Here is a 25627-nt window from a genome sequence, read left to right on the forward strand (position 1 = left end):
CCAAAAAAAGGCCGCCTCGAAGGGCGGCCTTTTGTGTCGGGTTTCGTTAGCGGTCACATCCGCGAGGCGACGTTTTCCCAGTTCACCAGCTTGTCGAGGAAGTTGGTCAGGTAGGCCGGGCGCTTGTTGCGGAAGTCGATGTAATAGGAATGCTCCCACACATCACACCCCAGAAGCGCGGTCTGCCCGAAGCACAGGGGGTTCACGCCGTTCTCGGTCTTGGTGACCTTGAGCGCGCCGTCCTTGTCCTTGACCAGCCAGGCCCAGCCCGAGCCGAACTGGCCCGCGCCGGCGGCGGCGAAATCATCCTTGAACTTGTCGACCGAGCCGAACGCCTCGACCAGCGCCTTTTCCAGCTCGCCCGGCATCCCGGTCTCTTTCGGGCTCATCATCTCCCAGAACTGGGTGTGGTTCCAATGCTGGCTGGCGTTGTTGAAGATGCCGTTCTGCGCCACGGCACCGGCCTGATAGGTGCCCTTGACGATCTCCTCCACGCTCTTGTCGGCCCATTCGGTGCCTTCGATCAGCTTGTTGCCGTTGTCGACATAGGCCTTGTGGTGAATGTCGTGGTGGTATTCGAGCGTTTCCTTGGACATGCCAAGACCGGCCAGCGCGTCATGGGCATAGGGTAGGTCGGGAAGGCTGAAGCTCATTGGGAAATCCTCCTGTTCTGACAGTTTCTCTCGGACAATAGATGGGCCGTCCCCCGGGGCATGGTCAAGGGGCCGGGGTGCAAAACCTTGTGCTTGGGCGGTTTTTCGGGCGCGACGGCGGCTCAGGAGGGGGCGAACAGCCCCACCTCGCCGCCCGGTCTGGCCGCATTCGCCATCAGATCGAAGGCATAGCGGGCGACCGAGCGGAACACGATCACGTCAAAGCTGGTCTCGTCCGGCATCCAGAACCCCGCCGCCACCTGCGCGATGCGGGTGCGCCGCATCTGTCCCGGCCCGAACGCGCCCGGCGCCACGTCGGCGGGGGTCAGCTTGGCCATGACCTCGCGCACGGCCGTGCCCTCGAGCCGCAGCACCGCGCGGGCGTCCGAGACATCCGCCACCAGCGCGTGCTGGTCCGCCAGCGCCTTGGCAAGACCCGCCGCCAGCCCCGGCGCGTCCTGATGTGCGCAAAACAGCATCAGCTCGTCGGGCGACATCCAGGCCAGCGACACGCCGCCCTTGCCCACGATCGCACCCTGCCCCGGCAACGCCAGCCCGGTCGCCGCCTTCACGGCTTTGGCCAGGCCCTCCGACCCCAGGTCGCCGCGCAGCGTCACCATGCCCACCGGGCCACGGTCCGACACCGTGCAATAGCCCTCGTATGTTGCGCCCTCCAGCGCCGATACCGCCTCAGACATCCTGCTTCGCCCCCGGTTTGTCGAAAAAACAGGTCTCGACCACCCGCGCCCGGATCGGCGCCTTGCCCGCGCCCAGCACCGGGATCTCGACCTCCTCGCCCATCCGCTCCGGCCCGCGATGCAACAGCGCCATGGCGATGCCGCGCCCCAGCGTCGGCGAGAAATAGGTCGAGGTCACGCGCCCTTGGGTGTTGCGCTGCCCGTTCTCGTTCACCCCGTCGGCCACGATATAGGCGCCATCGGGAATGACCGAACCGTCCAGCGTCTCGAGCCCGATCAGCTTCCAGCGCTCCGGGTCGGCCATGTGGGGGCGCTCCTGCGCCCGCTTGCCGAGGAAATCCTCCTTCTTCTTGGAGATCGCCCAGTTCAGCCCCAGATCCTGCGGGATCACCGTGCCATCGGTCTCGTCCCCGATCATGATGAAGCCCTTTTCGGCCCGCATCACGTGCAGCGCCTCGGTGCCGTAGGGCATCACGCCATGCGCCTCACCGGCCTCGACCAGCCGATCCCACAATTCCCGGCCCCGACCCGCCGGAACCGCGATCTCGTAGCTCAACTCGCCCGAGAACGAGATGCGGAACACCCGCGCCGGGATGCCGGCAAGCTCACCCTCGGCCCAGTGCATGAACGGCAACGCCTCTTTCGACAGGTCCATGCCGCCCAGCGCCTCGAGCACCGCGCGCGCCTTCGGTCCGACCACCCCGATCTGGGCAAATTGCTCGGTCAGGTTGGCGGTGTAGACCTTCCAGTCCCACCACTCGCATTGCAGCCAATCCTCCATGTGCCCATGGATACGGTCCGCCCCGCCGGTGGTGGTATGACAAAGCCAGGTGTCCTCGGCCAGCCGCGCCACCACGCCGTCGTCGATCAGAAAACCGTTCTCCGAACACATCAGGCCATAGCGGCATTTGCCAACCGGCAGCGACGACATCACGTTGGTATACATCATGTCGAGAAAGCGCCCGGCATCCGGCCCCTTCACGACGATCTTGCCCAGCGTCGAGGCATCGAGCAGCCCGACATTCGCCCGCGTATTGTTGACCTCGCGGTTCACCGCCTCGGCCAGCGTTTCCGCCCCGCGCGGATAGGTGTAGGGCCTGCGCCAATGCCCCACCGGCTCCCAATGCGCACCGTTGGCCTCGTGCCAGTCGTGGATCGGGCTGCGCCGGAGCGGCTGGAACAACTCACCGCGCGCCTCGCCGGCGATCGAGGCCATCGAGATCGGCGTATAGGGCGGGCGGAAGGTGGTCGTGCCGGTGGCCGGAATGTCCTGCCCCAGCGCCTGAGACAGCACGGCCAAGCCATTGATATTGGACAGCTTCCCCTGATCCGTCGCCATCCCCAGCGTGGTGTAGCGCTTGGTGTGCTCGACGCTCTCATAACCCTCGCGCGCCGCCAGTTCCACGTCCGACACCTTCACGTCGTTCTGGAAATCCAGCCACATCTTGGCCTTCAGTTCCGGCCCCGCCTCTGCCGGCATGATCCAGACCGGCAGGATCGGCTGGGCCTCCTCTGGCTCGGCCTTGGGGGCCGCCTTGCGCGTGACCTTGCCGCCCATCGCCTTGGCCGCAGCCTTGCCCGCGTCATGGCCATCGGCCAACGCTCCGGCCAGCGTCAGCGCGCCCGAGGCCGCACCTGCAGTCACCACGAAGCCTTCGCCATCCGCCCCCGTAGGCGGGCGCGATGGATCGGGGCGAAACAGCGCCTGGGCCTCGTCCCAGACCAGCTTGCCGCCGCAATGCGACCACAGATGCACCACCGGCGACCAGCCGCCGGACATCGCCACGGCGTCGCACCCGATCTCTTCGACCGCCCCGCCCGCGCCCGCCTGCGCCGTCACCGCCACCCCGGTCACACCCTTGCGCCCGTGCACCTTGGCAATCGCGCGGCCCTCCAGCACGCGGATGCCCGCCTCGCGCACCCGGGTGGCGAGCGCGCCGGTCACCAGCGGCCGCGCATCCAGCACCGCCGCCACCTCGCGCCCGGCCTCATGCATCGCCAGCGCGGTGCGATAGGCGTCGTCGTTGTTGGTCACCACCACCACCCGGCGGCCCACCGCGGCGCCCCAGTTCACCAGATAGTCGCGCATCGCCGAGGCCAGCATCACCCCCGGCACATCGTTGCCGGCAAAGGCCAGCGGCCGCTCGATCGCCCCGGTCGCGGTGACGATCCGCCCCGCCCGGATGCGCCAGAGCCGGTGCCTCGGGCGCCCGTCCAGAGGCGTATGGTCAGCCACCCGTTCATAGCCGATGAGATAGCCGTGATCATACACCCCCGCCGCCATCATCCGTCGCCGTAGCGTGACATTCTTTGCCTTTTCAAGCTCTTCCACGACGTTCCGAACCCAGCCCTCCGGGTCAAGCCTGTCGATCTCGCCGCCGTCGACCGGCGCGCGCCCGCCCCAATGCGGCGCCTGCTCCATCACCAGAACGCGCAGCCCCGAAGTCGCCGCCGCCCGCGCAGCCGTCAGCCCGGCCACGCCGCCGCCGACCACCACCACGTCGTAATGCGCATAAAGATGCTCGTACCGATCCGCATCCGCCGCCTTCGGCGCGCGCCCCAGCCCGGCCGATTGCCGGATCGCCGGCTCGAACACATGTTTCCAGGCCCCGCGCGGCGCCATGAAGGTCTTGTTGTAGAACCCCGCCGGCAGGAACCGCGCCAGCGCGTTGTTGACCACCCCGACATCGAAATCCAGCGACGGCCAATGGTTCTGGCTCTCCGCCACCAGCCCCTCGAACAGCTCCGTCGTGGTCGCGCGCTGATCCGGCTCGAACCGCGCGCCCTGCCCGAGGTTGACCAGCGCATTGGGCTCCTCGGCCCCCGCCGCCACAGGCCCGCGCGGGCGGTGATACTTGAAACTGCGCCCCTGCATCACCTGCCCCGCCGCCAGCAGCGCCGAGGCCAGCGTGTCGCCGCGATAGCCGCGCAGGTCACGCCCGTTGAAGCTGTAGGTCAGCGGCTCGGACCGGTCGATCAACCGCCCCCAACCCTCAAGCCGCGCACTCATCGCCCTGCCTCTTCTTTCTGGTCGAAATACCTCGGGGAGCGCGAGGGGCAGCGCCCCTCGCCCCGGTCGGATTGCGTCAGCAATTCGAACACGCTCATCATTTCCCCCCGCGATCCGATTGCCGTTTTTCGATCTTCTCCATCAGCGCCTTGGGTGGCGCGGCGGTCTGCGCCGGATAGGTGCCGTAGACCTCCAGCGTCACCGTATCGCGCGCCGCCAGGAACCACTTGCCGCAGCCCATCGCATGCCGCCAACGCTCGAAATGAACCCCCTTGGGGTTGGCGCGGGCGAACATGTAGCCCTCGAATTCCTCGTCCGACGCACCCGGCCCCTGGCGCTTCAGATGCGCCTCGCCACCGGGGGCAAGCTCGGTCTCGTCGGCTTTGATGCCGCAATAGGGGCACTCCAGGGTCAGCATGTCGCAACGCTCCTCATCCGTCTGCCAAACGCCATCAATGCGCCACCCCCGCGGCCACGCTCTCGTCGATGAAGCGCCCCTCGCGGAACCTCTCCATCCCGAAGGGTGCCGCCAGCGGCCCCGGCGCGTCTTTCGCCACCAGTTCCGCCATCGCCCAGCCCGAGCCGGGGATCGACTTGAACCCGCCGGTGCCCCAGCCGCAGTTGACATAGACCCCGCCCACCGGGGTTTTCGACAGGATCGGCGAGCGGTCGCCGGTCATGTCGACGATGCCGCCCCATTGCCGCAGCATCTTGAGGCGCGAGATCATCGGGAAGGTCTCGACCAGCGCGCGCACGGTTTCCTCGATATGATGGAAACTGCCGCGCTGGGTGTAGTTGTTGAACCCGTCGGTGCCGCCGCCGATCACCATTTCGCCCTTGTCGGACTGGCTCATGTAGCCGTGCACGGTATTGGCCATCACCACCACGTCCATGCAGGGCTTGATCGGCTCCGAGACCAGCGCCTGCAGCGCCACGCTTTCGATCGGCAGGCGGAACCCTGCCATTTCCGCCAGTTCCGAGGAATGCCCGGCCACCACCAGCGCCAGCTTGCCGCACTCGATCCGGCCTTTCGAGGTGTTCACCGCCCTCACCTGCCCGGACTCGGTCTCGACCCCGGTGACGGCGCAGTTCTGGATGATGTCCATGCCCATCGCCGAACACGCCCTGGCATAGCCCCAGGCCACGGTATCGTGGCGCGCGGTGCCGCCGCGTGCCTGCCACAGCCCGCCCAGCACCGGGTAGCGCGGGCCGTCGAGGTTGATGATGGGCACCAGCTCCTTGACCCGCGCCGGCCCGATGAACTCGGTCGCCACCCCCTGCAGCGCATTGGCATGCGCCGTGCGCTGGTAGCCGCGCACCTCGTGATGCGTCTGCGCCAGCATGATCACGCCGCGCGGGCTGAACATCACATTCATGTTCAGATCCTGGCTCAGCGTTTCATATAGCGAGCGCGCCTTCTCATAGATCGCCGCCGACGGGTCCTGCAAATAATTCGAGCGGATGATGGTTGTGTTGCGCCCGGTATTGCCGCCGCCCAGCCAGCCCTTTTCCAGCACCGCGACATTGGTGATGCCGTGGTTCTTGCCGAGGTAATAGGCCGTCGCCAGCCCGTGCCCGCCAGCGCCTACGATAATGACATCATAGCGTTTTTTCGGCTCGGGCGAGGCCCAGGCCCGGCCCCATCCGGCGTGGTGGCGCAGCGCCTCGCGCGCGATGGCAAAAGCTGAATATCGACGCATCGCGCACTCCCTCACACGGGGCGCCAAGGCCGCGCCCGCCCCCTTCTAGCGTGGCCGGGGGATTCGCCCAACCGCTGAGCGGCGATCGGCGGTGGAATTGCGACATCGGCGCACATCCGGTCCCCGGACGGGCCTGAGCGCCCGGATGGGGGTTTCGAGCCGGGCCGCGAAGATATAGATGGGGGGCAATCGAACAGTCGAACCACGGAGAAACCATGGGGTTCTGGATACTGGCGCTCGGCGCCGCCCTCGTCGCCGTCGTGGTGATCGGCTATGCCATGATCGCCAAGCGCGGCTCCGGCACCGCCGAAAGCGCCGCCTACGACATGCAGGTCTACCGCGACCAGCTCAAGGAGCTCGATCGCGAAGCCGCGCGCGGCGTGATCGCCCCGGCCGACGCCGAACGCGCCCGGGTGGAAATCTCGCGCCGGCTGCTCGAGGCCGACCGCCAGCTCAAGTCCGGCCCGACCGCCGATGCCGCCCCCAGGGCCGCCACCTACGGCGCCATCGCGGTCACCTTCGCGCTGATCGTGGGCGGCGGCGGTTGGCTTTATTACGACCTTGGCGCGCCGGGCTATTGGGACATGCCGCTCAAGGGCCGGATCGCCGCCGCCGTCGAGGCCCGCGACAACCGGATGAGCCAGGCCGAGGCCGAAGCCGAAGCCCCGGTCTGGGACGGGCCGCCGCCCGACGCGCCTGCGGATTACGTCGATCTGGTCGAAAGGCTGCGCGCCGCCGTGGCCAGCCGCCCGGACGACCTTCAGGGCCAAAGCCTTCTGGTCACGCATGAAACCGCGCTCGCCAACTACCGCGCCGCGCATGCCGCCAAGGCCCGCGCGATCGCGCTGATGGGCGACGAGGCCACCGGCGAGGATTACGCGCAATATGCCGACCTGATGATCATGGCCGCCGAGGGCTATGTCTCGCCCGAGGCCGAACAGGCGCTCACGGCGGCGCTGGAACGCGACCCGCAGAACCCGGTGGCGCGCTATTATTCCGGGCTGCTCTTTGCCCAGACCGGCCGACCGGACCTGGCGTTCCGGATGTGGCGCGACCTGCTCGAAACCTCCGACCCCGAGGCGCCCTGGGTGGCGCCGATCCGGGGCCAGATCATGCAACTGGCCGCCTTGGCCGGGGTCGACTACCGCCTGCCGGACGCCCCGGCTGGCCCCAGCGCCGAGGATATCGAGGCCGCCGCCGACATGACGCCCGAGGAACGCGCCGCGATGATCGGCGCGATGGTCGACGGGCTGATGCAACGGCTGGCGACGGAGGGCGGCAGCGCCGAGGATTGGGCCAGGCTGATCCGCGCGCTTGGGGTGCAGGGCGATCTGGACCGGGCCAGGACGATCTTTGCCGAGGCGCAGGCCGTGTTTCAGGACCGGCCCGAAGAATTGGCGTTGGTCACCGCGGCGGCCACCGAAGCCGGGCTGACCGGCGAGGCCCCGGCCCCGGCGCTTGAGCGCCCGTCCGCCAATGACATCGAGGCCGCGGGGCGCGCGGCAAGGCTCGACGGGCTGGCGACACGGCTGTCGGACGAACTGGCCACCGCGGGTGGCCCGCCCGAGAAATGGGCCGAGCTGATCGACACGCTGGCCGCAATGGACGAGCCCGCGCGCGCCGCCTCGGTCTGGCGCGAGGCGCAGCAGGCCCTGGCCGGGGATGACGCGGCGCTGGCCATCGTGCGCCGCGCGGCGGTGGACGCCGGGCTGGTGACCGAGTGATTCTTGACGACATCGAGGAGTTCGCCGCGGCGCTGGCCCCGGCGACGGCGCTGGCGGGGCTGGACTTCGGCGACAAGACCATCGGCGTCGCGGTGTCGGACAGCCTGCGCCAGGTCGCGACCCCGCTTTCGACCATTCGGCGCAAGAAGTTCACCCAGGACGCCGAGGCCCTCATGGCCATCCTCGATGCGCGATCCATCGGCGGCATCGTGATCGGCCTGCCGCGCAACATGGACGGCAGCGAAGGCCCGCGCTGCCAGTCGACCCGCGCCTTTGCCCGCAACCTGTCGCGCCTGACCGACCTGCCGATCGGCTTCTGGGACGAGCGGTTGTCGACGGTGGCTGCCGAACGCGCGCTGATCGAGGCGGATACGTCGCGAAAACGTCGCGCCGAGGTGATCGACCACGTCGCCGCCGGCTATATCCTGCAAGGGGCACTGGACCGGTTGAGGCATCTGTGAGCGACGACATCTGGAAACGCGACGAGGCCGACAGCCCCTGCGTCAAGGTCTGCGTGATCGAGCCGGCCTCGGGGCTGTGCCTCGGCTGTCACCGCTCGCTCGACGAGATCGCGGCCTGGCCGAGGCTGGCCCCGGTCGAGCGCAAGGCGATCCTGGCCGCCCTGCCCGACCGCGCGGCCCGGCCCGCCCGCCGCAAGGGCGGCCGCAAGGCGCGGCTGGAGGGTCGGGGCTGAGGCGGAGGGGCCGCACCTGGCCGCTATGCCCTGCCCGTGAGTATTTGGACCAAGATGAAGACGGATGCGGCGCGCCGATCCTGGCGCGGTTGCCTGCGGGCCGGCGGCGGGATCAGAGGTAGTCGGACCGCTGCAGCCCGTATTTCGCCATCTTCTCGTTCAGGGTCCGGCGCGGCAGGCAAAGCTCGTCCATCACCCCCACGATCGAGCCCTTGTGCCGGCGCATGGTGTTGTCGATCAGCATCCGCTCGAACGCCTCGACATATTCCTTGAGCGGCTTGCCCTCGGTGGTGATCGTGGCCGTCTGCACGTCGTCGTGGTCGTTCATCAGAAGCGACGAGATCGTGCCCGAACCGCGCCGCGATTGCAGCACCGCACGTTCGGCGATGTTGATCAGCTGGCGGATATTGCCCGCCCAGGGCGCCTGCAGAAGCTGGGCCGCTTCCTGCGCCGTCACCGTGGGCGCGGGGCAGCCGTATTCGTCGGCGAACTGGTCGGCGAAGCGGGTGAACAGCATCAGGATATCCTCGCCGCGCTGGCGCAGCGGCGGCAGGGTGATGGTCATGGCCGCAAGCCGGTAGAACAGATCCGGGCGCAGGCAATCCTCGCAGGTCTTGCCGCCCTCCTGCAGGTTGCAGATCGCCACCACCCGGGTTTCCGGCGGCGTGCCCTGGTCGTTCATCCAGGCCAGAAGCCTGGCCTGCAACCCCATCGGCAACGCCTCTATATCCTCGAGCACCAGCGTGCCGCCGCGCGCCTGTTCGACCAGCGGCTGGTGGCCGCTGTCGTCCATCGGCCCGAACAGCCGCCGCCCAAGTGTCTCCTCGTCGACCCCGGCGCAGCGCACCACCACGAACTTGCGGCCCGCCTTGGCACCGACCGCATGCAGCGCATGCGCCACCAGCGTCTTGCCGGTGCCGGTTTCGCCGTCAATCAGCACATGGCCGTCGGACTGGCCCAGGTCGAGGATATCCTCGCGCAGCCGCTCCATCACCGGGCTGGCGCCGATCAGCTTTTTCATGATCGTGGTGCCGTCGCCAAGTTCGCGCCGCAGCGCACGCGCATCCAGCGTCATGCGCCGCTGCTGCGTCGCCTTCTTCGCCAGCTTGGTCATCCGGTCGGGGTTGAAGGGTTTTTCCAGGAAATCGTAGGCCCCGACCCTCATCGCCTCGACCGCCATCGGCACGTCGCCATGCCCGGTGATCATGATCACCGGCAGCGCGCTGTCGAGGCTCATCAGTTTCTTGAGGAACTGCATGCCGTCCATGCCGGGCATGCGGATGTCGGAGACCACCACGCCGGGGTAATCCTGGCCCACGGTTTTCAGCGCCTCTTCGGCCGAGGGGTAGGTTTCGGTGTCGAAACCCGACAGCGCCAGCCATTGGCTGATCGACTGCCGCATGTCCTGTTCGTCGTCGACGATCGCGATTTTCATTGCCTGTGCCATCTGTTTCTACCCTTTCGGCCCCCTTCGGGCCGGTTCATCCGGGCCATCCCTGCCCGGTCGGACCCGTGCCGCGCTATTCGGCGGCTTCGATCTCCGATGCGGAATGATGCTCCGTATCTTTCAAGATAGGAAGTTCAACTTCAAAAACAGCCCCGCCGCCGGTGCCGTTTCGCGCCGTCAGCCGGCCGCCGAGGTCGGCCACGATCCCTGACGAGATCGCCAGCCCCAGCCCGACACCGTCGCCGGGCGACTTGGTGGTATAGAACGGTTCGAACAGCCGATCGAAATCCGCCACCCCCGGCCCGTTGTCGCGCACCGAGATCAGCACCACCTCGCCGCCGGTCAGAAGGATATCCACCTGCGGGTTGTCCACCGTCTTGGTCGCGTCGATCGCGTTGCGCAGGAGGTTGATCAGCACCTGTTCCAGCCGCACCCGGTCGGCCTCGACCATCACCGGGTCGCGCGGAATGTTGCGGGTGATGCGGACCTGCCGGCGCTTGAGCTGCGGCTCCATCATCGACAGCGCCGCGGACACGCTTTCGCGCACATCCATCGGTTCGAACGCGTCGCCGCCCTTGCGGGCATAGGATTTCAACTGCCGGGTGATCGCGCCCATCCGGTCGATCAGATCGTCGATGCGCTGGAAGGAACTCAGCGCCTCCTCCGGGCGCTTGCGCTGCAGCAGCAGCTTGGCACCCGCCAGATAGGTCTTCATCGCCGCCAGCGGCTGGTTCAATTCGTGGCTGACGGCAGCCGACATTTCGCCGAGCGCCGCCAGTTTCGAGCTTTGCGCCAGCGTCTGTTCGGCGACCTGAAGGTGCTTCTCGGCCTTCTGGCGCTCGGCGACCTCGCGGTGCAGCGCATCGTTCAACTGACGCAACTCGGCCGATTCGAGCGCGAACAGCCGTGAGCGCGTGGTGGCGCGGCGGCTGATGACATAGAAGGTCAGCGCCAGCAGAATGGCAAAACCCATGATCTCGAGCGCCAGCACCCCGTTCACCCGCTCGCGGACCGATGCGAAGGTGGTGAACGACGCCATGCGCCAGCCCTGGAAGGGAATCCGGGCCTCCTGCCGCATCACGTCGTCGCCGGTGAACAGCGCCTCGGCGGGCAGCGAGGCCCATTCCGCCGTGGCCTGGATGGCGCGCTCGATCGCGCTGGGCGGCGACATTGCGCTCATCGCCTCGGCCTCGGTCTTGCCGCGCCATTTCGGCTCGGTCGTCAGGATGATCTGGCCGGTGCTGTCGGTGACCAGCACGGCGTCCGAGATCCCGGCCCATCCCTGTTCGAATTTCAGCAGGTCGACTTCGACGGCGATCACGCCGATCAACTGGCCGGCGGTCTGAATCCTGCGCGCATAGGTGAAATTGAACCGTCCGATATCGTCCTGGGCGGCGGTGAAGATGGTGTCGGAGGACCGCAGCGCATTCACGAAATACGGCGCCTGACGCAGCGAGGCGCCGAGCTGTTCGCGGTTGGTCGCGGCCACCACCCGTCCGGTCTTGTCCAACAGCACCAGCGAGGCCGCGCCGATCTCGTCGCGGTAGGAAATCAGCCGTTGCGACGAGGTGGCGAAATCGTCCGAATTCAGCGCCCCGATCAGCGTCGGGTCGCGCGACAGCAAGAGCGGCACCACCGAATTGCGCTGAAGCTCGGAAATCAGGTTGCCGGAATAGAGCGCCAGCCGAAGCTCGGCGCGCGTGCGCGTGGTTTCGGTATAGCGTTGGGTCAGCCAGTCGTTCGACACCCAGACCACCGCCACCGCCAGCGTCACCAGAACGATCAGAAACAGCCGGGCGCGCAGCGACAGGCTGGCCGGGGACGGCAGGGTTTCGGCCTGCGGCCGAACGGAGGCGACGGAACGGGCCATTTGCAGAAGTTACGCCGCGCGGGCGCCCGCAACAAGTCAGGCGGCGACCAGCGACTCGACAAGCGAGCGGAACATTGCCACCCCGTCGGTGCCGCCATGCGCCGCATCCACCGCGCGTTCCGGGTGCGGCATCATCCCCAGGACCCGCCGGTTGCCCGACAGAACGCCCGCGATCCGGTCGGTCGAGCCGTTGAGATCGTCGGTATAGCGAAACGCCACCCGGTCCTCGGCCTCGAGCTGGGTCAGGGTCGCGGGGTCGATGTTGTAATTGCCTTCGTGATGCGCCACCGGCAGGGTGATCCGCTGCCCGCGCACGTAGCCGGAGGTGAAGGCGCTGTCGGCGGTTTCCACCGTCAGATCAATGGGTTTGCAGAGAAACTTGAGGTCGGCGTTGCGCATCAGCGCGCCCGGCAGCAGCCCGGTCTCGGTCAGGACCTGAAAGCCGTTGCAGATGCCCAGCACATAGCCGCCGCGCCCGGCATGCGCCACCAGCGAGCGCGAGATCGGCGAGCGCGCGGCGATGGCGCCGCAGCGCAGGTAGTCACCGAAGGAAAAGCCGCCGGGCACGCCGACGATATCGGTATCCTCGGGCAGGTGGTCGTCCTTGTGCCAGACCATGCTGACCTGCGCGCCGGCGCGCTGGAAGGCGACGGCCATGTCGCGGTCGCAGTTGGACCCGGGAAAGACGAGGACGGCGGCTTTCATGGTGCGCTCCCTGGCGGATATGCGGTGCTGATACGCGCGCGGCCCACCAAGATCAAGAGGCGCGGCGCGTGATGGAACCCTCGTCCGTCCGGTGCGTTTTTTCCACGTCCCGGCCGCATGTCAAACGGGCTCGACGGCACGAGGAACGTGGCGGTTTTCCCGTTTTCACGCCACGGCAGCAACGGATTGGCAGGCGAGCCTCTGTCCCGTCTGCGGCCGGGATGCCTCAGGTGTCGAGCGAGATGGAATAGCTTTCGATCACCGTGTTGGCGAGCAGCTTTTCGCACATCTCGGTGACGCTCGCGCGGGCCTTGTCGGGGTCGGTCTCGGCCAGGTCCAGTTCGATCACCTTGCCTTGGCGCACCCCGTCGACCCCTTCGAACCCGAGCGAGCCGAGCGCGTGGCGCACCGCCTCGCCCTGCGGGTCGAGCACGCCCGACTTGAGCATCACATCGACGCGGACTTTCATGCGGCTTCCTTTCCTTCAGACGACCCCGCCCGGACCTTTCGCAATCGTCCCGGCACGGGTTTCAGAAAACCCCTGCCCGCCTCAGTTGATCAGCGTCGGCTTGGTGGCGTGGGTGACATTGGTGGGCAGCACGCCCAGGCGGCGCGCAACCTCGGTATAGGCGTCGGTGAGACTGCCCAGGTCGCGGCGGAACACGTCCTTGTCGAGCTTCTGACCGGTCTCGATGTCCCACAGGCGGCACGAATCCGGGCTGATCTCGTCGGCCAGGATCAGACGCATGTAGTCGTTGTCCCAGACGCGGCCGATTTCGATCTTGAAATCGACCAGCTTGATCCCGACGGCGAACATCACCCCGGCCATGAAATCGTTGACCCGCAGCGCCAGGGCGACGATGTCATCCAGATCCTGCTGCGACGCCCAGCCGAAGGCGATGATGTATTCCTCGGGCACCAGCGGATCGCCTAGCGCGTCGTCCTTGTAGGAAAATTCGATGATCGGGCGCGGCAGCGGCGTGCCTTCCTCCAGCCCCAGCCGCTTGGCCATCGAGCCTGCGGCGAAATTGCGCACGATCACCTCGAGCGGGATGATCTCCACCTGCCGGATCAACTGCTCGCGCATGTTCAGCCGCTTGATGAAATGCGTCGGCACGCCGATATTGCCCAGCCCGGTCATGAAGAACTCGGACAGGCGGTTGTTCAGCACGCCCTTGCCCTCGATGGTGGCGCGCTTCTCGGCGTTGAAGGCGGTGGCGTCGTCCTTGAAATACTGCACCAATGTGCCCGGCTCGGGTCCTTCGTAAAGGATCTTGGCCTTGCCTTCGTAGAGCTTCTTGCGTCGTGCCATGACAAAACCTTTCCTCGCGCGCGGGCCGTTGCACGGCCGCGCCTTGGCCGGCGTATAGTCCAATGCCCAAGGCCCCGCAAGCCGGGCCGGGTGGCCGGCGCGGCGATGCCGACCGCCGCGCGGGGTCCGCAAGGGGGTTGCCTGATCGCACCGGCGCGGGCATATGAGAGCCGAGTTCAACAGGGGATGCCGAAACATGTCCATTTTCGACGACCGGGAAAGCGCGTTCGAATCCAAATTCGCCCATGACGCGGAAATGCAGTTCAAGGCCGAGGCCCGCTGCAACAAGCTCTTGGCGCTCTGGGCCGCCAAGAAACTCGGCAAGCCCGAGGACGCGGTGGCGGCCTATGTCGCCGAGGTGATCAAGTCCGATTTCGAAGAGGCCGGGCACGAAGACGTGGTGCGCAAGGTCGCGGGCGACCTGGGCGATGCCTCGTCGGCGGACGAGGTGCGGCTGAAGCGGGCCGAGTTCCTGGCCCAGGTCAAGGCCGAGCTGGTCGCCGAAAACTGATCAGCGGCGACGGCTCAAAATCCGCGCGCCGGCCATTGGGTCGGCGCGGCGCGGGCGGCCGGGGCAAACGCTCGATACGCGATGAGACCACAACACCCGCGCCGGGATGGCCCCGCGCGGGTGCATTAACGTCTGCTCGCAAGCGCCTTTAATCCGAGACCTTTTCCTCGACCACAGCCGCGATTGCCTCGGCCCGGGCCGCGATCTCGGCCAGCGTGTCGGTCACCGCGTCCGGCACCTGCGAGGGCTTCAGCGCATCGCGCGCCTCGGCCAGTTCCGCCTCGAGCTGGGCGATGCGCTGCTCGGCAAGCTGCAGGTTGTCCTCCATCCCGGCGGTGCGGTCCGCGAGCATCAGGCCCGACATCAGAAGCATCCGGCTTTCGGTCAGGTGGCTCATCTGGCTGACCAGCGTCGACGCCTCGGTATTGAGCATCTCGGCGGCGGCGTGCAGGAAGTGTTCCTCGCCCTCCTGGCAGGCAACCTCGAAATTGCGGTTGCCGATGGTAATGGTCACGTCAGGCATCCGCGGCCCCCTGTTCTGCCGCCGCATGGCGGTCGGTCATGTCCTCGATCAGGCGCGAGACCTCGCCCAAGACCGCGTCGACCTCGGTCCGGTCCGCGTCCTGGGCGGCGCGCAGCGCGTCAAGCTCGGCCATCATCGACTTGTTCACAAGGTGCGGCTCGGCCACGCCCTCGGCGATTGCCTCGCGCAGGGCGGCGTTGTTGGCGCGCAACTCGGCATTGACCCGGGTCAGGCGCGCGATCGCCGCCTCCTCGGCCTCGAGCAGCCCGCGCAGCCGGTCGACCTCGTTGGACAGGGCGCGCACCGTGCCATCCTGCTTTTCCTTGATCGCCAGCACCCGCGCCTCGAGCTGCGCGTTGGCGGTGCGTTCCTCCTCGAGTGCGGCCCGCAGGCCGATCACCTCGTCGCTGTCGGCGCCCGGTTCGGGGGCCTTTACCAGCGCGTCCAGCCCGATGCCGATCCGGTCGAGCGCCGTGGTGATCCGGCTTTGCAGGTCGGTTATGTCGCTCATTCTCTGCCCACTCCCAGTTTCTTCTGCAAGACGCGGACGCAACCGGAGGCGGTGGCGTCCGGGCCAGTCCTGCCCCGCACCCCGATGCGAATCGCCTCCGGAGCCGGGCAAGGGCAAGTTTAACCAATGGCCAGGGGAATTGCGCCCCCTTTGCGGTCAAGCACTTGGCCCGCGTGCTTGACCCAAGCGCCCCGGCTGCTATCACCGGCCCGCAATAGGGCCCCAGACAAGGACAGCACGCCGTGGACATCGCAACGCTTCGCAACACACACCCCGAACACTGGATGCGCGCGGCTGCCGTGCGCATGCTGGCGGTGGACGCCGTGCAGGCGGCCAACTCCGGCCACCCCGGAATGCCGATGGGCATGGCCGACGTGGCCACCGTGTTGTTCGAAAAACACCTGAAATTCGACGCCTCCAACCCCGACTGGCCCGACCGCGACCGTTTCGTGCTGTCGGCGGGCCATGGCTCGATGCTGCTCTATGCGCTGCTGCACCTGACCGGCTACGAGGACATGACGCTCGAGCAGATCCGCAATTTCCGCCAACTGGGCTCGATCACCGCCGGGCACCCGGAATACGGCCATGCCAAGGGGATCGAGACCACCACCGGCCCGCTGGGCCAGGGTCTGGCCACCGCGGTCGGCATGGCGATGGCCGAGGAAGCGCTGCGCGCCCGCTTTGGCCGCAAGGTGCAGGACCACTACACCTATGTCATCGCCGGTGACGGCTGCCTGATGGAAGGCATCTCGCACGAGGCGATCGGGCTGGCCGGGATGCAGAGACTCGGCAAGCTGATCGTGATGTGGGACAACAACAATATCTCCATCGACGGCGAGATTTCCCTGTCCGACGTGACCGACCAGCGCAAACGCTTCGCGGCCGCCGGCTGGCAGGTTCTGTCCTGCGACGGCCACGACCCCGAGGACATCGACCGCGCGCTGACCGCCGCGAAAGGCTCGAACAAGCCCACCCTGATCGACTGCAAGACCCACATCGGCCTCGGCTCGGCGTATCAGGACAGCGCCAAGGCGCACGGCTCGCCGCTCGGCGCCGAGAACATCGCAAAGCTGCGCGAAGTCTATGGCTGGTCGCACCCGGCCTTCGAGGTGCCCGAGGACATCCGCGGCCAGTGGCGCGAGATCGGCGCGCGCGGCGCCGAGGCCCGCGAGGCGTGGGAGGCGCGCCTGGGTGCCCTCTCCGACCAGCGCCAGGCCGAATTTGCCCGCGTGTTTGCAGGCGGCACGCCGCGCCGGCTGTCCGCGACCATCAAGGCGCTGAAAAAGCAGGTGTCCGACGAAGGCCCCAAGGTCGCGACCCGCAAGAGCTCGGAAATGGTGCTCGAGGTGATCAACCCGATCATGCCCGAGACCATCGGCGGCTCGGCCGACCTGACCGGCTCGAACAACACCCTGACCGCCGGCCTGGGCATTTTCGACCCTTCCAACCGCAAGGGCCGTTACGTGCATTTCGGCATCCGCGAACACGGCATGGCGGCGGCGATGAACGGCATGGCGCTGCACGGCGGCCTGCGCCCCTACGGCGGCACTTTCCTCGCCTTCACCGACTATGCCCGCGGCGCGATGCGGCTGTCCGCGCTGATGGGCGCGCCCGTCACCTACGTGATGACGCATGACTCGATCGGCCTTGGCGAAGACGGCCCGACCCACCAGCCGGTCGAGCATCTGGCGATCTGCCGGGCCACCCCCAACACCTGGACCTTCCGGCCCTGCGACACGGTCGAGACCGCCGAGGCCTGGGAACTGGCGCTGACCTCGACCTCGACGCCGTCGGTGCTGGCGCTCAGCCGCCAGGGCCTGCCGACGCTGCGCCGGGAGCACAAGACCAAGAACCTCACCGCCCAGGGCGCCTATGTGCTGGCCGAGGCCACCGCCAAGCGCCGCGCGATCCTGATCGCCACCGGCTCGGAGGTCGAGATCGCGATGGCGGCGCGCGAGACACTGGAGGCCGAAGGCATCGGCACCCGCGTCGTCTCGATGCCGTCGATGGAGCTGTTCGCGGCCCAGGACGAAAGCTACCGCCGCAAGGTGCTGCCCGCCGGCCCGGTGCGCGTCGGCATCGAGGCGGCGCGGCGCGAAGGCGGCTGGGATCGCTGGCTGCTGGGTGAACGCGGGCGCGAGGCCAAGCAGGCCTTCGTCGGCATGGACAGCTTCGGCGCCTCGGCCCCCGCCCCGGCGCTCTACCAGCATTTCGGCATCACCGCCGAGGTGGTGGTGGCCAGGGTCAAGGAATTGCTCGGCTGAACTGGACCGCCGAGCAACGTCAGAATACAATTCCGCCGTCCGGCTTCGGCCCGGCGGCCCTCACGCCTTTCCCTTGAACACCGCCCCCCAGACCGGAGCGATCAGTCGGGTGCCGATCGGGATCAGCACCAGCCCCAGCGCCAGCCCGAACACGCCGTCCATCGTCGCCCGCGCGATCCAGGTCACCGTCGGCGCCAATGCCTCGGAGGCCAGCCCGCCCACCAGCCCGGCCCAGTGGTGGATGAAATCGTAGATCGGGTGCCAGCCCAGAGTGTGCATCCCGTGCACCACGATGTTGCCGCCGACCCAGAGCATCGCGGCGGTGCCCACGATGGTCAGAAGCCGCAGGAACCCCGGCATCCCGCGCACCAGCATGCAGCCGGCCTTGCGGGTCAAGGCCCATTCGCCGCGCTCGGCCATGACGAGGCCGATGTCGTCGGCCTTCACGATCAGCGCCACCGGCCCATAGACAGCCGCCGTGACCCCGATCGCCACCACCGCGAGCGTCGCGGCGTCCATCCAGATGGTCGAATGCGGGATCGCGGCCAGCGCGATGGTCATGATCTCGGCCGACAGGATGAAGTCGGTCTTGATCGCCCCGGCCACCTTGGTTTTCTCCAGATGGGTCGGATCGCCGGGAACCTTCGGGGCCGCGTCGACGACATGTTCGTGCGGAAACAGCGCGTGCCAGATCTTCTCGGCACCCTCAAAGCACAGGTAGGCCCCGCCCAGCATCAGCAGGGGCGAGATCAGCCAGGGCGCGAAGGCCGACAGGATCAGCCCGGCGGGCAACAGGAACAACAGCTTGTTGCGGATCGAGCCGCGTGCGATCTTGCCGACGATCGGCAATTCGCGGGCCGGGGCGAACCCGACCAGGTATTTCGGCGTCACCGCGGCGTCGTCGATCAGCGCACCGGCGGCCTTGGCCCCGGCCTTGGCCGCCTGCCCCGCGATATCGTCGACCGAGGCCGCCGCCACCTTGGCAATCGCCGCAACGTCGTCCAGAAGTGCCAGTAGTCCGCTCATGCCCGCCCCGATCCGCCTGTGATTTGCGCGACCCTACCGCAACTGCACGGGCGGACAAAACCCCGCACATGCCCTTCCGGGCGCGCGGCGAATTTCCTTGCCCGGCGCGGGGGGATGCGACAGAAACCGGGGCATGACCAACAGGATCGCCCTCGGCCTTGCCCTGATCATCATCGCCGTCTTCGCGCTCGACGCCTTCGCGTTCGGCGGCGGGCTGCCGGTGTTCCTGGGCCGCAAGCTCTATGCCCTGCTCGATTGGCTGGCGTTCTGGCGGTAACGCAAACATCGGCTTTGCGACACTGTATCACTTGACCTCCGGGCGAAAATCGCGACCTTGGCCGCGGCTGCCCCCACGCGCCGTGCGGGGCTATTTTGAGCTTCTGGAGGTCACATGACGGTCAAGGTCGCAATCAACGGATTCGGGCGGATCGGGCGCAACGTGTTGCGCGCGATCATGGAATCGGGACGCAACGATATCGAGGTGGTCGCGATCAACGATCTGGGTCCGGTGGAAACCAACGCCCACCTGATGCGCTACGACTCGGTGCACGGCAAGTTCCCGGGCACCGTCAAGGTGGTGGGCGACACCATCGACGTGGGCCAGGGCCCGATCAAGGTGACCGCGATCCGCGACCCCAAGGAACTGCCGTGGTCGGATGTCGACATCGCGCTGGAGTGCACCGGCATCTTCACCGCCCGTGACAAGGCCGCGGCGCATCTCGAGAACGGTTCCAGCCGGGTGCTGATCTCCGCCCCCGGCGCGGGTGCGGACAAGACCATCGTCTATGGCGTCAACCACGACACCCTGACCGCCGAGGACACGGTCGTGTCGAACGCGTCCTGCACCACCAACTGCCTGTCGCCGGTCGCCAAGGTGCTGAACGACACCATCGGCATCACCCGCGGCTTCATGACCACCATCCACTCCTACACCGGCGACCAGCCGACGCTGGACACCATGCACAAGGATCTCTACCGCGCCCGCGCCGCGGCGATGTCGATGATCCCCACCTCGACCGGGGCGGCCAAGGCCGTTGGCCTGGTGCTGCCGGAACTGAACGGCAAGCTCGACGGCGTGGCGATCCGGGTGCCGACGCCCAACGTCTCGGTCGTCGACCTGGTGTTCGAAGCCGCCCGCGACACCACCGTGGACGAGGTCAACGCCGCCATCCGCGCCGCCGCCGATGGCCCGATGAAGGGCATCCTCGGCTATACCGACGAGCCTCTGGTCTCGATCGACATCAACCACGACCCGCACAGCTCGGTCTTCCACATGGACCAGACCAAGGTGATGGACGGCACCATGGTGCGCATCCTGACCTGGTATGACAACGAATGGGGTTTTTCGAACCGTATGGCCGACACCGCCGTCGCGATGGGCAAGCTGATCTGACCCCAATGTGAAAAACACCAGGAAAGCCCGGCCAGCGCCGGGCTTTTCTCTGCGCCCCACGCAAAACGGAAGGGCGGCGATGATCATCTCACATGAACACAAGTTCATCTTTCTCAAGCCGACCAAGGTCGCCGGTTCCTCGGTCGAGCTTTTCCTCAGCGATCTGTGCGGCCCCGATGATGTGATAACCCCGGTCTACGGGATCGTGTTTGGCGACGATGACGAAATCCAGTGCAAGCGCCTGGGCATCAGGGGGCCGCAGAACTATCGCGAGAAGCTTCGCAACCTGGGCCTGCATGAATGGCTCTTGGCGCTGGAGGTGCGGCTGGGCCTGCGCCACCCGCACGCGGTCAGGAAACTGTTTAGCTTCAGCGACCACCAGATCGCCGAGACCGTCCGAGAGCGGGTCGGCGCGCGGATCTTCGAATCCTACGAGATAATCTCGATCCTGCGCGACCCGTTTACCTTCGCGGTCAGCCGCTACAACTATGACATGGCCGTGCGGCGCAAGACCCCGGAGGAACTGTCTTTCGCGGACTTCGTGATGAACAATCCCCAGGCCCTCGTGCAGAACAAGAAGATCACCGCGATCGACGGCAGGGTGATCGTCGATACATGGCTCAGGTTCGACAGGCTGGATGAGGATCTTCAGCGGTGGCTTGCCGGGCGCGGCCTGCATTCGCGGTTCAGGATCGGCGACATCAGGCTCAAGGATTCGCGCAAGCTGCCGCACAAGGTGGCATTCGAAGATTGCTACCGCGGCAACCAGGACGCCATCGACCTGATCAGCCTGCTGTGGAAGCCAGAGATCGCGGCCCACGGCTTCGACATCCCCCCGTCCACCTGACGCCCCTGCCCGGCCGACCGGCGGCAATCCGCCATGCGCCCGGCGCAACTCCGTTATCGCTACCACGGGGATTGCGCTGCGGTGCAGCATTCCTATCTTGAGGCCGAACGCAACCGGTCAGCAGGAAAGGAGACCGCCATGACTGCTTTCGCCACCCTGCGCAGGACGTTGGAGAAACGCGCCGAATACCTGCGCGTCAAACGCGAGATCGAGGCACTGCCGGTCGAGCTTGCCGTCGAGGATCTGGGTATCTACCCCGGCGACGCCGACAAGATCGCGCGCCGCGCCGTCTACGGCTGAACGCCGGGCGCGTCGCTCAGACCTTGCCCAGCTTCTCCAGCAGCCGCATCCGCACCTCCGGCGTCACGAAGCGTGACACGTCGCCGTCGAGCCGGGCGATCTCCTTGACCAGTTTCGAGGCGATCGCCTGGTATTTGCCCTCGGCCATCAGGAACACCGTCTCGATGCTGTCGTCGAGAATGCGGTTCATCCCGACCATCTGGTATTCGTATTCGAAATCCGCCACCGCGCGCAGCCCGCGCACGATGATCTGCGCGCCGACATCGTTGGCGCAGTCGATCAGCAGGTTTTCGAACGGATGCGCCACGATCTCGGTGCCGGTCTCGGCGGCCAGCTTGGCACAGGCCGCCTCGACCATCTCGACCCGCTCCTCGAGATCGAACATCGGCCCCTTGTCGCGGTTGATCGCGATGCCGATCACCAGCCGGTCGACCAGCACGCAGGCCCGCCGGATGATGTCGATATGGCCCAGCGTGATCGGGTCGAACGTGCCGGGATAAAGGCCGATGCGCATGAGAACTCCTGTTTTTCTCGCGCGCAGGCAACATCATGGCATGCGCGAATGCAAGAATTTTCTGCGCTGCGGCGTCAGTAACCCATGATCATGTTCTTGAGGTCTTCGGCCTGACGCGACAATTCGTCCAGCCGCGCCTTGACCACGTCCCCGATCGACACCAGCCCGATCATCTCGTCGCCTTCCATCACCGGCATGTGCCGGAACCGCTTTTCGGTCATCTGCTGCAGCACCTCGATGGCACGGTCGCCGGGTTTGCAGGTGATCAGCTCGGCAGTCATCAGGTCGTCGACAACGTCTTCCATGCAGGTCGTGCCCCGCCGCCCCAGTTCGCGCACGATGTCGCGTTCCGACAGGATGCCCAGCGGCCGCGTGCCGTCCTCGGTCACGATCACCGCGCCGATCCGCTTTTCCGACAACAGGGCCGCCGCGGCGGCCACCTTGGTGCCCGGCTTGACGCTGAGGATGCCCTGGGTGGGCTTGTCTTTGAGGATCTGGCTGATGAGCATCTTCGGTCTCCGACTTTTCGTTGGGCGCGCTGTCCGCGGCCTGGTTCCCCTCGCGCCATGTCAACCTTGCGCGCGGCCCAAAGGGTGTCAAGTGCGCGCTTCGAGCCGCGCCACTTCGGCGCGCACCCCGTCGAGCACCATCCCCGAGACCCGCGCAAGGCGTTCGATCCGGGCATCGCCGGCATGGCGCAGCAGATAGAAGGTGCGGGTCAGCGAAATCGCCTCGGGCAACACCTTGCGCAGCCCCGGCGCGAAGGGCAGCGCGAAATCGTGCACGATGCCCAGCCCCGCCCCCTGGCGCAGCATGTTGAGCTGCACCGACACCGAGTTCGACCCCAGCGTCGCATGGTCCGCGCCGATCTCGGCGAGGTAGTCCAGTTCCTTGTCGAAGATCATGTCGGGGATGTAGCCGATCACCGGATGGCCGGCGATGTCGTCGAGGCTCTTGATCGCCGGACTACGCCGGATATAGCCGCGCGAGGCCACCAGGTGCAGGTGATAGTCGGTGATCTTCTGCACCGTCAGCCGCCCGGTCTCGGGCGGTGACACGGCGATGGCGATGTCGGCCTCGCGTTTCGACAGGTTGACCACCCGCGGCAGCGCCACGACATGCAATTCGAGGTCGGGATGCTGGGCGGCGATGCGGGCGCAGACCTGCGGCAGCAGGAAATTGGCGCAGCCATCCGGCGCGCCGATGCGCACCTGCCCCGACAGCGTGCCGGTCTGCCGGTCCAGCGCCTCGGCACCGCGCATCACCGCCTGTTCGGCCTCTTCGGCATGCACCATCAGCCGGGTGCCCGCCTCGGTCAGCCCGTAGCCCTGGGGCGAGCGCGCGAACAGCGGCGCGCCCATCACTTCCTCCAGCCGGGCGATCCGCCGCCCCACCGTGGCCGGGTCGCGTTTCAGCACCCGCCCGGCTGCCGACAGGCTTTCGCCCCGGGCCACCGCGAGGAATATCCGCAGATCGTCCCAATCGAGGTCCATCTCCGCCCCTCCCCTTGCGTTTACGCAAAACGCTTTTGGAAACTTGCCTCTGTTCGCGGCATTTTTGCAAGCCTAATGTGCGGGGGAATTTTCAGGAGGAATATCATGTACCAAGTCGAACACTGGATCGACGGCAAGGTCGTCAAGGGCACCTCGGGCCGCTACTCGGATATCTTCAACCCCGCCACCGGCGAAGTGCAGGGCAAGGTCGCGCTGGCCACCAAGGAAGAGCTTGACGCCGCCGTGGCGCGCGCCGCCGAGGCGCAACCGGCCTGGGCCGCGGTCAACCCGCAGCGCCGCGCACGGGTGATGATGAAGCTGGCCGAACTGATCAACCGCGACATGGAGAAACTGGCCGAGACCCTCAGCCGCGAACACGGCAAGACCCTGCCCGATGCGCGCGGCGACGTTCAGCGCGGGCTCGAGGTGGTCGAGGTCTGCATGGGCGCGCCGTCGATGCTCAAGGGCGAATACATGAACGACGGCGGCCCGGGCATCGACCTCTACTCGATGCGTCAGCCGCTGGGTGTCGTGGCCGGCATTACGCCGTTCAACTTCCCCGCCATGATCCCGCTGTGGAAACTCGCGCCGGCGCTGACCGCCGGCAACGCGATGATCATGAAACCGTCCGAACGCGATCCGTCGGTGCCGATGATGCTGGCCGAGCTTCTGCAAGAGGCCGGACTGCCCGATGGCGTGTTCCAGGTGGTGAACGGCGACAAGGAAAGCGTCGACGCGATTCTCGACAACGACACCATCCAGGCGGTCGGCTTCGTCGGCTCGACCCCGATCGCGCAATACATCTATGGCCGCGCCTGTTCCAACGGCAAGCGCGCGCAGTGCTTCGGCGGCGCCAAGAACCACATGGTGATCATGCCCGACGCCGACATGGACAAGGCCGCCGACGCGCTGGTCGGGGCCGGCTTTGGTGCCGCGGGCGAACGTTGCATGGCGATTTCGGTGGCGGTGCCGGTCGGTCAGAAGACCGCCGACGCCCTGATCGAACGCCTCGTGCCGCGCATCGAAAAGCTGAAGGTCGGCCCCTACACCGCCGGCGACGACGTGGATTACGGCCCGGTGGTCACTGCGGCTGCGAAACAGCGCATCGAGGGCCTGATCGCCTCGGGTGTCGAGCAGGGCGCGAAGCTGGTGGTCGACGGGCGCGATTTCTCGCTCCAGGGCTACGAGGAGGGCTTTTTCGTCGGCCCGAGCCTGTTTGACAACGTCACGCCCGCGATGGACATCTACAAGCAGGAGATCTTCGGCCCGGTCCTCAGCCAGGTGCGCACCGACAGCTATGAAGAAGCGCTGAAGCTGGTGATGGACAACGAATACGGCAACGGCACCGCGATCTTCACCGCCGATGGCGACACCGCGCGCGACTATGCCAACCGGGTCAACGTCGGCATGGTCGGCGTCAACTTCCCGATCCCGGTGCCGCTGAGCTATTTCAGCTTTGGCGGCTGGAAGAAGTCGGGCTTTGGCGACCTCAACCAGTATGGCGCGGATGCGTTCCGGTTCTACACCAAGACCAAGACCGTCACCGCGCGCTGGTTCTCGGGCATCAAGGACGGCGGCGAGTTCCACTTCAAGGCGATGGACTGAGCCTGACCGCCAGACCTGACGAAACGCCCCGGGAGATGCTCCGGGGCGTTTTTTCGTGGCCGATTGGCACCTTTCCGCTCACCTCGCATCACGTTCCGGCGAGGGCGCATCGGGCATCTGGCCTTACCGCGCCGGCGTTGGTAATCGACCTGAAACATCCACTTTCAGCGAGCAGGATACGGACATGACGAAATCGACCCTGACCCGCCGCGGCTTCATCGCCGCAGCCGCCTTTACCCCCTTCGCGCCCGCGATCCTGCGGGCCATGCCCGCAACCCCCCTGCCCGACACCGGGGCCGAGGCCGAACCCTTCACCCGCCACAATATCTCGAGCTTCCGCACCGAGCGTTGGCAGGATCATTTCGAGACCCTCGGCAAGGGCGCCATCGTCTGCGACACGATCAGCCGGGCGCTGCATTTCTGGTCGGGCGACGGCGAGACCTACAGGCTCTACCCGACCTCGGTGCCGCGCACCGACGAATTGACCAAGCGCGGCTATACCGAGGTTGTGCGCAAGAAGGTCGGCCCGACCTGGACGCCCACCCCTTCGATGCACGAACGCATCCCTGGCCTGCCCGACGTGGTGCCCGCCGGCCCGGACAACCCGCTGGGCACGCATGCGCTCTATCTGTCCTGGCCCGCCTACCTGATTCACGGCACCCATGACACGCGCAAGATCGGCCGCAAATCCTCGGACGGCTGCATCGGGCTTTACAACGACAAGATCGCCGAGCTGTTCGAACTGGTTCCGGTCGGCACCCAGGTGCGCCTGATCTGACGACATCTGCCGGGCAAGGTGGCGAAAGCCTTGCCCGGCAACGGATTTC

26 protein-coding genes and 1 pseudogene are annotated in these 25627 nt (G+C 66.9%); 11 read left to right on the forward strand and 16 right to left on the reverse strand.

All coding sequences use genetic code 11. From position 1 onward, the window contains the following. Positions 1-53: 53 nt before the first annotated feature. The 5 genes from FVF75_RS01050 to FVF75_RS01070 all read right to left on the reverse strand — a co-directional run bounded on the left by FVF75_RS01050 (position 54) and on the right by FVF75_RS01070 (position 6061). Entirely contained in the window at positions 54-653 is a 600-nt protein-coding gene (locus tag FVF75_RS01050; protein ID WP_148375895.1) for a superoxide dismutase, read from the reverse strand. A gap of 122 nt (positions 654-775) precedes the next feature. Then, complete coding sequence (locus FVF75_RS01055; RefSeq protein ID WP_148375896.1) at positions 776-1351, reverse strand: sarcosine oxidase subunit gamma; 576 nt, start codon at positions 1349-1351, stop codon at positions 776-778. Beyond that, positions 1344-4361: a sarcosine oxidase subunit alpha family protein gene (locus tag FVF75_RS01060; protein ID WP_148375897.1), complete on the reverse strand. Its 3018-nt coding sequence runs from the start codon at positions 4359-4361 to the stop codon at positions 1344-1346. The genes FVF75_RS01055 and FVF75_RS01060 overlap by 8 nt, the downstream gene beginning before the upstream one ends. A 97-nt stretch (positions 4362-4458) precedes the next feature. Beyond that, positions 4459-4779: a sarcosine oxidase subunit delta gene (locus FVF75_RS01065; protein WP_148375898.1), complete on the reverse strand. Its 321-nt coding sequence runs from the start codon at positions 4777-4779 to the stop codon at positions 4459-4461. 34 nt (positions 4780-4813) lie between these two features. Continuing rightward, entirely contained in the window at positions 4814-6061 is a 1248-nt protein-coding gene (locus FVF75_RS01070) for a sarcosine oxidase subunit beta family protein (RefSeq protein WP_148375899.1), read from the reverse strand. 215 nt (positions 6062-6276) lie between these two features. Between FVF75_RS01070 and ccmI the strand changes: the two are divergent. The 3 genes and pseudogenes from ccmI to FVF75_RS01085 form a co-directional block, all read left to right on the forward strand. Then, positions 6277-7494 (forward strand): annotated as a pseudogene (ccmI, locus tag FVF75_RS01075) (c-type cytochrome biogenesis protein CcmI); the annotation flags it as partial. Positions 7495-7781: 287 nt separating this feature from the next. Further along, positions 7782-8246, forward strand: coding sequence for a Holliday junction resolvase RuvX (ruvX, locus tag FVF75_RS01080; protein WP_148375901.1), 465 nt, complete (start codon positions 7782-7784; stop codon positions 8244-8246). Further along, the gene (locus FVF75_RS01085) at positions 8243-8479 is read left to right on the forward strand and encodes a DUF1289 domain-containing protein (protein WP_148375902.1); all 237 of its coding nucleotides are present in this window, start codon (positions 8243-8245) and stop codon (positions 8477-8479) included. The genes ruvX and FVF75_RS01085 overlap by 4 nt, the downstream gene beginning before the upstream one ends. A gap of 112 nt (positions 8480-8591) precedes the next feature. Here the strand turns inward: FVF75_RS01085 and FVF75_RS01090 are convergent, their stop codons facing one another. The 5 genes from FVF75_RS01090 to purC all read right to left on the reverse strand — a co-directional run bounded on the left by FVF75_RS01090 (position 8592) and on the right by purC (position 13813). Continuing rightward, on the reverse strand, positions 8592-9926 hold the full coding sequence (locus tag FVF75_RS01090; protein WP_148375903.1) for a sigma-54-dependent transcriptional regulator: 1335 nt from the start codon (positions 9924-9926) through the stop codon (positions 8592-8594). A gap of 73 nt (positions 9927-9999) precedes the next feature. Beyond that, the gene (locus tag FVF75_RS01095) at positions 10000-11796 is read right to left on the reverse strand and encodes a sensor histidine kinase (protein WP_148375904.1); all 1797 of its coding nucleotides are present in this window, start codon (positions 11794-11796) and stop codon (positions 10000-10002) included. Between the two features lie 36 nt (positions 11797-11832). Continuing rightward, positions 11833-12501: a phosphoribosylformylglycinamidine synthase subunit PurQ gene (gene purQ / locus FVF75_RS01100; protein ID WP_148375905.1), complete on the reverse strand. Its 669-nt coding sequence runs from the start codon at positions 12499-12501 to the stop codon at positions 11833-11835. Positions 12502-12727: 226 nt separating this feature from the next. After that, positions 12728-12970, reverse strand: coding sequence for a phosphoribosylformylglycinamidine synthase subunit PurS (gene purS, locus FVF75_RS01105; RefSeq protein ID WP_148375906.1), 243 nt, complete (start codon positions 12968-12970; stop codon positions 12728-12730). Between the two features lie 81 nt (positions 12971-13051). Continuing rightward, a complete protein-coding gene (gene purC / locus FVF75_RS01110; protein WP_148375907.1) occupies positions 13052-13813 on the reverse strand; it encodes a phosphoribosylaminoimidazolesuccinocarboxamide synthase in 762 nt (253 codons plus the stop codon). A gap of 196 nt (positions 13814-14009) precedes the next feature. Here purC and FVF75_RS01115 point away from each other — a divergent pair, with 196 nt between their 5' ends. Next, a complete protein-coding gene (locus FVF75_RS01115; RefSeq protein ID WP_148375908.1) occupies positions 14010-14324 on the forward strand; it encodes a DUF1476 domain-containing protein in 315 nt (104 codons plus the stop codon). 148 nt (positions 14325-14472) lie between these two features. Here the strand turns inward: FVF75_RS01115 and FVF75_RS01120 are convergent, their stop codons facing one another. Both FVF75_RS01120 and FVF75_RS01125 read right to left on the reverse strand, forming a co-directional pair. Then, complete coding sequence (locus FVF75_RS01120; RefSeq protein ID WP_148375909.1) at positions 14473-14847, reverse strand: cell division protein ZapA; 375 nt, start codon at positions 14845-14847, stop codon at positions 14473-14475. Next, entirely contained in the window at positions 14840-15358 is a 519-nt protein-coding gene (locus FVF75_RS01125) for a hypothetical protein (RefSeq protein ID WP_148375910.1), read from the reverse strand. The genes FVF75_RS01120 and FVF75_RS01125 overlap by 8 nt, the downstream gene beginning before the upstream one ends. A gap of 242 nt (positions 15359-15600) precedes the next feature. Here FVF75_RS01125 and tkt point away from each other — a divergent pair, with 242 nt between their 5' ends. Next, positions 15601-17622, forward strand: a complete 2022-nt coding sequence (gene tkt, locus FVF75_RS01130; RefSeq protein ID WP_148375911.1) for a transketolase — start codon at positions 15601-15603, stop codon at positions 17620-17622. Positions 17623-17682: 60 nt separating this feature from the next. On the opposite strand, the gene FVF75_RS01135 is transcribed toward tkt, so the two are convergent. Further along, positions 17683-18648 carry a DUF808 domain-containing protein gene (locus FVF75_RS01135; RefSeq protein ID WP_148375912.1) on the reverse strand — a complete coding sequence of 322 codons (966 nt, stop codon included), beginning with the start codon at positions 18646-18648 and terminating at the stop codon, positions 17683-17685. A 133-nt stretch (positions 18649-18781) separates the two neighbouring features. Between FVF75_RS01135 and FVF75_RS17465 the strand changes: the two genes are divergently transcribed. The 4 genes from FVF75_RS17465 to FVF75_RS17470 all read left to right on the forward strand — a co-directional run bounded on the left by FVF75_RS17465 (position 18782) and on the right by FVF75_RS17470 (position 21188). Continuing rightward, complete coding sequence (locus FVF75_RS17465) at positions 18782-18925, forward strand: hypothetical protein (protein ID WP_187392946.1); 144 nt, start codon at positions 18782-18784, stop codon at positions 18923-18925. A 114-nt stretch (positions 18926-19039) separates the two neighbouring features. Then, the gene (gene gap / locus FVF75_RS01140; protein WP_148375913.1) at positions 19040-20041 is read left to right on the forward strand and encodes a type I glyceraldehyde-3-phosphate dehydrogenase; all 1002 of its coding nucleotides are present in this window, start codon (positions 19040-19042) and stop codon (positions 20039-20041) included. Positions 20042-20120: 79 nt separating this feature from the next. Next, positions 20121-20888, forward strand: a complete 768-nt coding sequence (locus FVF75_RS01145) for a hypothetical protein (protein WP_148375914.1) — start codon at positions 20121-20123, stop codon at positions 20886-20888. Between the two features lie 138 nt (positions 20889-21026). Beyond that, positions 21027-21188 carry a hypothetical protein gene (locus FVF75_RS17470; protein ID WP_166126729.1) on the forward strand — a complete coding sequence of 54 codons (162 nt, stop codon included), beginning with the start codon at positions 21027-21029 and terminating at the stop codon, positions 21186-21188. Positions 21189-21204: 16 nt separating this feature from the next. Here FVF75_RS17470 and coaD read toward each other — a convergent pair whose 3' ends face one another. From coaD to FVF75_RS01160, 3 genes are all read right to left on the reverse strand, one after another. Then, positions 21205-21702, reverse strand: a complete 498-nt coding sequence (gene coaD / locus FVF75_RS01150; RefSeq protein ID WP_148375915.1) for a pantetheine-phosphate adenylyltransferase — start codon at positions 21700-21702, stop codon at positions 21205-21207. A 74-nt stretch (positions 21703-21776) separates the two neighbouring features. After that, positions 21777-22211: a CBS domain-containing protein gene (locus FVF75_RS01155; RefSeq protein ID WP_148375916.1), complete on the reverse strand. Its 435-nt coding sequence runs from the start codon at positions 22209-22211 to the stop codon at positions 21777-21779. An 87-nt stretch (positions 22212-22298) separates the two neighbouring features. Beyond that, the gene (locus tag FVF75_RS01160; protein WP_148375917.1) at positions 22299-23195 is read right to left on the reverse strand and encodes a LysR family transcriptional regulator; all 897 of its coding nucleotides are present in this window, start codon (positions 23193-23195) and stop codon (positions 22299-22301) included. Positions 23196-23300: 105 nt separating this feature from the next. On the opposite strand from FVF75_RS01160, the gene FVF75_RS01165 reads away from it, so the two are divergent. Together FVF75_RS01165 and FVF75_RS01170 are read left to right on the forward strand one after the other, a co-directional pair. Next, a complete protein-coding gene (locus FVF75_RS01165) occupies positions 23301-24800 on the forward strand; it encodes a CoA-acylating methylmalonate-semialdehyde dehydrogenase (protein WP_148375918.1) in 1500 nt (499 codons plus the stop codon). Positions 24801-24984: 184 nt separating this feature from the next. Further along, positions 24985-25578, forward strand: a complete 594-nt coding sequence (locus FVF75_RS01170; RefSeq protein WP_148375919.1) for a L,D-transpeptidase — start codon at positions 24985-24987, stop codon at positions 25576-25578. Positions 25579-25627 lie beyond the last annotated feature (49 nt).

The sequence above is a fragment of the Maritimibacter fusiformis genome (assembly GCF_008086115.1).
Classification (GTDB): Bacteria; Pseudomonadota; Alphaproteobacteria; order Rhodobacterales; family Rhodobacteraceae; genus Muriiphilus; species Muriiphilus fusiformis.